8 protein-coding genes are annotated in these 6,304 nt (G+C 68.5%); 2 read left to right on the top strand and 6 right to left on the bottom strand.

The genetic code is table 11. The features are described 5' to 3' along the window. From G3N93_RS31745 to G3N93_RS31725, 5 genes are all read right to left on the bottom strand, one after another. Nucleotides 1-786, bottom strand: a 786-nt coding sequence (locus tag G3N93_RS31745) for a PepSY domain-containing protein (RefSeq protein ID WP_206134729.1), incomplete at its 3' end; no start/stop codon positions are given. Nucleotides 787-1,028: 242 nt separating this feature from the next. Further along, the gene (locus G3N93_RS31740) at nt 1,029-1,514 is read right to left on the bottom strand and encodes a DUF2946 family protein (RefSeq protein ID WP_206134728.1); all 486 of its coding nucleotides are present in this window, start codon (nt 1,512-1,514) and stop codon (nt 1,029-1,031) included. Between the two features lie 103 nt (nt 1,515-1,617). Next, nucleotides 1,618-2,163 carry a hypothetical protein gene (locus G3N93_RS31735; protein ID WP_174938090.1) on the bottom strand — a complete coding sequence of 182 codons (546 nt, stop codon included), beginning with the start codon at nt 2,161-2,163 and terminating at the stop codon, nt 1,618-1,620. Beyond that, nucleotides 2,160-2,393, bottom strand: a complete 234-nt coding sequence (locus G3N93_RS31730; protein WP_174938092.1) for a hypothetical protein — start codon at nt 2,391-2,393, stop codon at nt 2,160-2,162. The genes G3N93_RS31735 and G3N93_RS31730 overlap by 4 nt, the downstream gene beginning before the upstream one ends. Nucleotides 2,394-2,486: 93 nt before the next feature. After that, entirely contained in the window at nt 2,487-2,810 is a 324-nt protein-coding gene (locus G3N93_RS31725; protein ID WP_174938094.1) for a DNA-binding protein, read from the bottom strand. Nucleotides 2,811-3,405: 595 nt separating this feature from the next. On the opposite strand from G3N93_RS31725, the gene G3N93_RS31720 reads away from it, so the two are divergent. Continuing rightward, the gene (locus tag G3N93_RS31720) at nt 3,406-4,038 is read left to right on the top strand and encodes a LysE family translocator (RefSeq protein ID WP_174938096.1); all 633 of its coding nucleotides are present in this window, start codon (nt 3,406-3,408) and stop codon (nt 4,036-4,038) included. Between the two features lie 18 nt (nt 4,039-4,056). Here the strand turns inward: G3N93_RS31720 and G3N93_RS31715 are convergent, their stop codons facing one another. Beyond that, on the bottom strand, nt 4,057-5,025 hold the full coding sequence (locus tag G3N93_RS31715) for a LysR family transcriptional regulator (protein WP_206134727.1): 969 nt from the start codon (nt 5,023-5,025) through the stop codon (nt 4,057-4,059). A gap of 271 nt (nt 5,026-5,296) precedes the next feature. Between G3N93_RS31715 and G3N93_RS31710 the strand changes: the two genes are divergently transcribed. Further along, nucleotides 5,297-6,304 (top strand): MFS transporter (locus tag G3N93_RS31710; RefSeq protein ID WP_206134726.1); only part of this gene is annotated, 1,008 nt, incomplete at its 3' end.

Here is a 6,304-nt window from a genome sequence, read left to right as displayed (position 1 = left end):
GGCGGCGCCCGGGCGTGTCGAGCGCACCGACCCGCCACCCCAGGCGCCTTCCGGCGCGCCGAGGTTCACGGTCGCGGCCAGCGCCTTGAAGTTCTTGCCCCACGAGCCCGACCACGGCAGCCCCGTCAGGATGAACGCGACCGTGCCGGCCGCGAGCCAGATGCCGGCCGTCGCATGAATGTTCTTCCACAGCGGCCGGCCGCGCAGCGACAGGTCGGGGCGCAGTGCCTGCCCGACGCGTGCCGCGCCGCGTGGCCACCACAGCGCGATGCCGGTGCCGATCATCACGAAGGTCCAGCACGCGGCGAGTTCCATCAGCAACTCGCCCGTCTTGCCGAGCAGCAGCTTGCGATGCAGCATCCGGTCGATCTGCATGAAGCGGTTCTCGACGCTCAGCGTGCCGAGCACGCTGCCGTCGTAGGGGTTCACGTACACGCTCTCGCGACTGCCGTCGCGCAGCCGGAACACGTATTCGGCGCTGCGGTCCGGCGCGGTCGAGACCTGGACGGACACCGGCGTCGCGCCGGCCGGCATCGCGGTGCGCGCGCTCGCGAGCAGCACGTCGGCATCGAGTCGCGGCGTGGCGAGCGGCTCGACGACCAGCCGGTGCGGATACAGCAGCGGTTCGATCTGCGGCTGGAAGCAATAGAGCGTTCCGGTGATCGCGAGGACCACCAGGAACGGCATGACGAACAGGCCGGCATAGAAGTGCCAGCGCCAGAGCGTCCGGTAGCCGGCATGGGCGGATTGGGCGGGCGAGATCGCCCGCTCGACGGTGGTCGACATGGTGTCAGCTCCTCGTGTTCGTTGAGTGGCCACGCCAGCGCGGGCCGGCGGACGTCAACGCGCGTTGCGCCCGCCTGCCGGCATCGACGAAACGGGCGGCGCGGCGCCATGCGCGGAAGGGGCGCATGACGGCGTCGCCCGCGCGAGGCGAGCAGGCGGGTGAACGCTTGAATCAGGTCGTGTGAGACGAACGGCATGCAGGCCCGCGCACGTCGACGTGCACGAGCCGCTGGGCGGAACCGTCAGCAGAACAGGGGAGGGGCGCGGGAGGGTGGGCGATCGTCGAAGATCGATCGCACGATGGGAATACGGTCGAAGCGAATCCGGAAGCGCCGCGGCGCGGCGGCGGGAAACAGCAGCACCAGCAGCACGAACGACGCGAGCGCCGTGAACAGCGCGGCGCCGAATGCGCACAGGCTGTCGCCGCTGCCGGACGATGCCGTGTTGTCGGCATGCCCGTCATGCTTGAGCGCATCGGCGAGCGCGAGCGCATCGTTGGCCGGTGTGATCGGCGCGCCGGCGTCGAAACGGGCAGCCAGTGCGGCCACGTTGACGATCAGCGGGCCGCGGCCCGAACACAGCACCACCGAGCCCGCCTCCGGACCATCCGGATCGAGCATCACGGCGCCCGACATCAGCGCGCGGGACAGCAGCGTCACGAGGAGGAACCCCCACAGAAGCTGTCGCGCGACGCCTTGCCGGAGCAGGAAGCGGCGAAGTGCGTTCATGGCGCGCGATTGTACCTCCGTTTGCAGGGAGGGGCCGGCCGCCGCGCTGATGCGCGGCATCAGCCCGGCGTGCGGCCGGACGCGGACGAAAGCGCGCGGGTGGCTATTCGGAACCGAACGATCCGCTGCCGGGCGGCGCGTTCGCCGGGCCATACGACCAGGTGCCGTCCGCCCGGGCGGTCAGCACGTTGCCCGAGCGTCGGTCGTACAGATGCCACTGCTCGTCGGCCGGATCGTCGCCGTACGGCCAGGTCGTCAGCTTGCCGCCGAGGTCGAAGTCGAACGCCCACGAACCTGGCTGCGCGCACGGCGTGACCGACTGCAGGATCTGTCCGTCGAGCCGTTGCGCGGCGGCCGCGATATCGCCGGATCGGGATTCGCTGTGTGCGAGCTCGTGACCGTCGAGCGCGATCGACCAATGGCAGTAGCAGATCCACAGGTGCCCGTTGCCGGCCACCGTCACGTGCCGCGACGCGAGCCTGTCCCGCGCGGTCGCGGACAGGTCGGGCGAGCCGGCGAGCGGCTCCCTGACATGCAGCGCGGGTTGCCCGAATTCGAACGTGAGAAAGCTGCCCTGGCCTTTCGTCACGGACCAGGCAGGGGTTTCGCAGATGGCCGGCCAGATCTGGTCGAAGTCGACAGCGTTCACGGCGTGCGTCTCTCTTCGGCGAAACCGGCTTCGGCATCGTTCGCGCTGTCGTCAGCGTCGGCCAGCAGATCGGACAGGTCGGCCGGCGACAAGCGCCGCATCGTCCGCTCGACGTCGTGATCGTAGCGGCGATCGTTCGGGTCGAGATGCTTCTGCGCCTTGCGGCCGTAGCGTTTCACGAACACGCCGAGTGCGCCGGCCAGTCGGGATTTCCGGTTCCTGGGGATCATGCGGCGAGGTCATCGGGCATGCGCGCGCCGCGAATCGGGAAGGGCCGCCGCGGCCGTGCGTGACGCCTGCGGCAGCCGGTGCATTGCGCCGGCTCAGGCCGGATACGCATCGTCGACTTTCAGGTTCGCGAGCCGGAACAACGTGCGCAGCGTCTGCGGATGAATGTCGCGGTGCGCGGCGAGCGACGTCAGCATGAAGTCGAGCACCTTCGCGTAGCGGAGCAGCACGAGGCAGCGCGCGAGATCGGGCGTGCGGCCGCGCATGTCCTCGGCGAGGTGAACCATTTCGGTGGACAACGAGCGTGCCATCTCGAGTTCCATCTGCTGTTTGTCGGTCCAGTCGGGCAACGGCTGTTCGAGCAGCTTCGAGAGAAAGAGCTGGAACGACGTGTCGGACGAATTGGGCAGCGCATCCATGAAGGGCCTCGTAACTTGCTCGGATCGTTCGGGCGTATCCGGTGGATGCGCCCGAGGGTGGGTTCGTGTCCGCGCGGGGATCGGCGCGGTTGTCACCCGAACGGAATGCAGGTTCCGTACCAGCCCCGCGAGACGATTGTTGAGTATTGTTGAGCGGCGATGCGGTGAGGGGCGGGAGTCCCGCCGGTGCTGGGTGGCGGAGGTGATCGAGGCCGCCGTCTACACGCGTGATGCGACGAAGACCGGATACCCGGAGCGGCTCGCCGAGGCGAAATGCTTCACGGATGTAACGTAACGCCCGTTTAAATCACGTGACGCGTTTCCGCGACGAACCGCGCGATCCGCGGCGGCCCGTGCATTCAGCCTGCGCCTGCCGGGCGTTCGGCAGGCCGGACGCGGTGCGACAGGACGTTTGCCCCGGAGCGGCGGGCACCGCCCGCGAATGTGACGGGTGTTTCAAATCCGAGACGGATTTACCCGCGGCGATCCGGTTGCGCGCGCTGCCCAACTGGCCCAGCGAATTACCGGCCAATTGTCCATGGGCAGACGGCGCGCGTTTGCCAACAATCGACCGATCATCCCTGCGAGGTTCGACATGAGCGTCCACGCCTTCTTCTCGGCCAACCTGCTGCTGGCTTACACGGCCTATTTCATCGGGACGGCCAGCCCCGGGCCGAGCAATCTCGCGATCATGTCGGTCGCCGCGAACCAGGGCCGCAAGGCGGCGCTCGCGTTCGCGCTCGGCGTCATTTCCGGATCGATGTTCTGGGCGACGGTGGCGGCGCTCGGCGTGTCGGCCGCGCTGCTGGCGTGGTCGAAGCTGCTGGTCGCGATCAAGCTCTTCGGCGGGCTGTACCTGCTGTGGCTCGCGTTCAAGTCGGGGCGCACGGCGTGGTCGGGCAAGGCGGCGGCGTCGCTGAACGCAGCGGGCGAACAACGGCTGTCGCGCTTCTATGTACGCGGCGCGATGCTGCACCTGACCAATCCGAAAGCGATCCTCGTGTGGGTGTCGATCGTCGCGCTGTCGTCGAACGGCGCGGGCGCGTCGCACGGCGCGGTCGTGCCGGGCTGCCTCGTGATCGGGAGCCTGGTGTTCGGCGGCTATGCGCTCGTGTTCTCGATGGACGGCGCGCGCCGGCTCTACGTGCGCGGCCGGCGCGCGATGGAAGCGTGTCTCGCCGTCGTGTTCGGCGCGGCCGGGATCCGGCTGCTGGTGTCGAACGTGTGAGGCGGCACGCCCGCGCATCTAGCGGGGGCCGCGCCGCCTGGCCGGGCGCCCGGTGTCGCCCGGTTGCTCCGCCGGGCGCGTGAACAGCGACACGATCGTCTGCCGCAGCCAGCGGTGCGCGGGATGGCTGTCCCAGCGCTGATGCCAGATCACGCAGTACGGCCGCGCGGGCATGCGCACCGGCGGTTGCCGCGACACCAGTTCCTTTTCATGGATCGACAGATCGAGCAGCGTGGTCGGCAGCACGCCGATGAAATCCGATTCCCGGATGATCGCCAGCGCGGGCGAGTACGCATTCAGCGTGAGGACGAGATTGCGCTGCAGGCCGTGCGCGGAGAGCAGGCTGTCGTACACCGGCACCCGCATGCCGGAAAACCCGACGTCGAGATGCCGCGCCGCCAGAAAGCGCTTCAGCGTGAGCGGCCCCTTCGCGAGCGGGTGATCCTTGCGCATCAGGCAGCTCCAGTGGATCGGCCACATCTCGTGCGTGCGCACGCCGCTGCTCGGGCTCGAGTCGTTCAGGTATCCGCCGATCGCGAGGTCGACGCCGCCGCGGTCGAACATGGCCGGCAGGTCGGCGACGCTGAACGGCGTGAGCTCGATCCGCATCGATGGCGCATGCGTGCCCATGTACTGCGCGAGGCGCGGCATGATGCGCTCGACCGAGTAGTCCGACATCGCGATCGTGAAGGTGCCGCGATGCTCTTGCGGGTCGAACTGGTCCGGTGAGATCGCCTGCTTCAACGCGTCGAAGTGCGGCTGGACCGCCGACCACAGCTCGCGCGCCCGCGCGGTCGGGCGTACGCCCGAGACGGTCTTCTCGAACATCACGTCGTCGAGCGATTCGCGCAGCCTGCGCAGCGCATTGCTGACCGCCGACTGTGAAAGCGCCAGCCGCTCGGCGGCGCGCGTGACGTTGCCTTCGGCCATCAATGCCGCGAACACGCGCAGCAGGTTGAGGTCGAGCTGGCGGAACACATCCTTCATCGCACATCTCCCATTCGGGTGCCGGCATTCCGCGCGTGACGTCGGGAACCGGAACATCGTGGCGGCCAGTGTCCGGGCGGCGGGCCGTTCGGGCAAGGCCGCGTTTGCCCTTGCCGCGAGCCGGCTGGCGACGCGACGAAGCCGCGCGCCGCGCTCGCACCGTTATTCACGTTGGTGATGATCATATTCCGGAAATCCGTTGGACGCGGTAACGGTGCGCATCGACCATGAGCACGAAACCACTGCAGCCAGCAGAGGGAGGAGACAAACGATGAAAGAGGATGCAGTGAATCCGGCCGGCGCCATCGCGCTCGATCGCCTTTCGGTTGCGGCGCAGCCATCTGCGCGGGCCGGCACGATGCGCGACGTCGCGGCCGCCGCAGCAGGCAACGCGCTCGAATGGTTCGACTTCGTGATCTACGGCTATTTCGCCAGCGTGATCGCGAAGCTGTTTTTCCCGGTGGCCGGGCAGGTCGGGTCGCTGCTGCTCGCGACGGCGACCTTCGGCGTGGGGTTCGTCGTGCGGCCGCTCGGCAGTGTCGTGCTCGGGCTGTACGGCGACCGGTACGGCCGCAAGGCGGCGATGTCCGTCACGATCTGGCTGATGCTGGCCGGCACGGCCGCGATCGCGGTGGCGCCGCCGTATGCGCAGGCCGGCTGGCTCGGCGCCACGATCCTCGTATTGGCGCGGCTCGTGCAGGGCTTCGCGGCATCGGGCGAATTCGGCAGCACCGTTGCCTTCCTCGCGGAAAAGGCGCCGCCGCATCGACGCAATTTTTTCGTGAGCCTGCAGATGTCGAGCACGATGCTGGCCATCGTGCTGGGCGGCACGATCGGCACGATCCTGACGACGTCGCTCAGCGCGCATCAGCTCGAAAGCTGGGGCTGGCGCGTGCCGTTCGTGGTCGGGCTGCTGATCGGCCCGGTCGGCTTCTACATCCGCAGGAGCGTGTCGGAAACCGATGCGTTCGTGCACGGCGAAGCGCTGCCGGTTTCGCAAGTGCTCAAGCGCCTGTTCGGCGAGCACCTCGCGTCGTTCCTCGCGGCGATCGGCGTGACGATCGTCAGTACCGCCGCGTTCTACATGTACCTGATCTACATGCCGACGTTCGCGGTGAAGCAGCTCGGGTTGCCGATGTCCGCGCCGTTCATGAGCACGACGGTCGCCGGCATCGTGATGGTGGCGATCGCGCCGGTCGCGGGCCTGCTCGGCGACGTCTGGCGCCGGCCGGTCGCGATGGTTGCCGCCGCGATCGTCGTGCTGTCCGCGATCACGCTA

Source organism: Burkholderia sp. Se-20378, assembly GCF_017104665.1.
In the GTDB taxonomy this organism is placed as follows: Bacteria; Pseudomonadota; Gammaproteobacteria; order Burkholderiales; family Burkholderiaceae; genus Burkholderia; species Burkholderia lata.
The sequence above is the reverse complement of the archived record's forward strand: the minus strand, read 5'-3'. Positions and strand labels throughout refer to the sequence as shown.

What these genes read in the sequence shown, in the direction of transcription:
- G3N93_RS31740 (WP_206134728.1), bottom strand. Translation starts at nt 1,514, where the DNA reads ATGAACGCACTTCGCCGCTTCCTGCTCCGGCAAGGCGTCGCGCGACAG.
- G3N93_RS31730 (WP_174938092.1), bottom strand. Translation starts at nt 2,393, where the DNA reads ATGATCCCCAGGAACCGGAAATCCCGACTGGCCGGCGCACTCGGCGTG.
- G3N93_RS31725 (WP_174938094.1), bottom strand. Translation starts at nt 2,810, where the DNA reads ATGGATGCGCTGCCCAATTCGTCCGACACGTCGTTCCAGCTCTTTCTC.
- G3N93_RS31720 (WP_174938096.1), top strand. Translation starts at nt 3,406, where the DNA reads ATGAGCGTCCACGCCTTCTTCTCGGCCAACCTGCTGCTGGCTTACACG.
- G3N93_RS31715 (WP_206134727.1), bottom strand. Translation starts at nt 5,025, where the DNA reads ATGAAGGATGTGTTCCGCCAGCTCGACCTCAACCTGCTGCGCGTGTTC.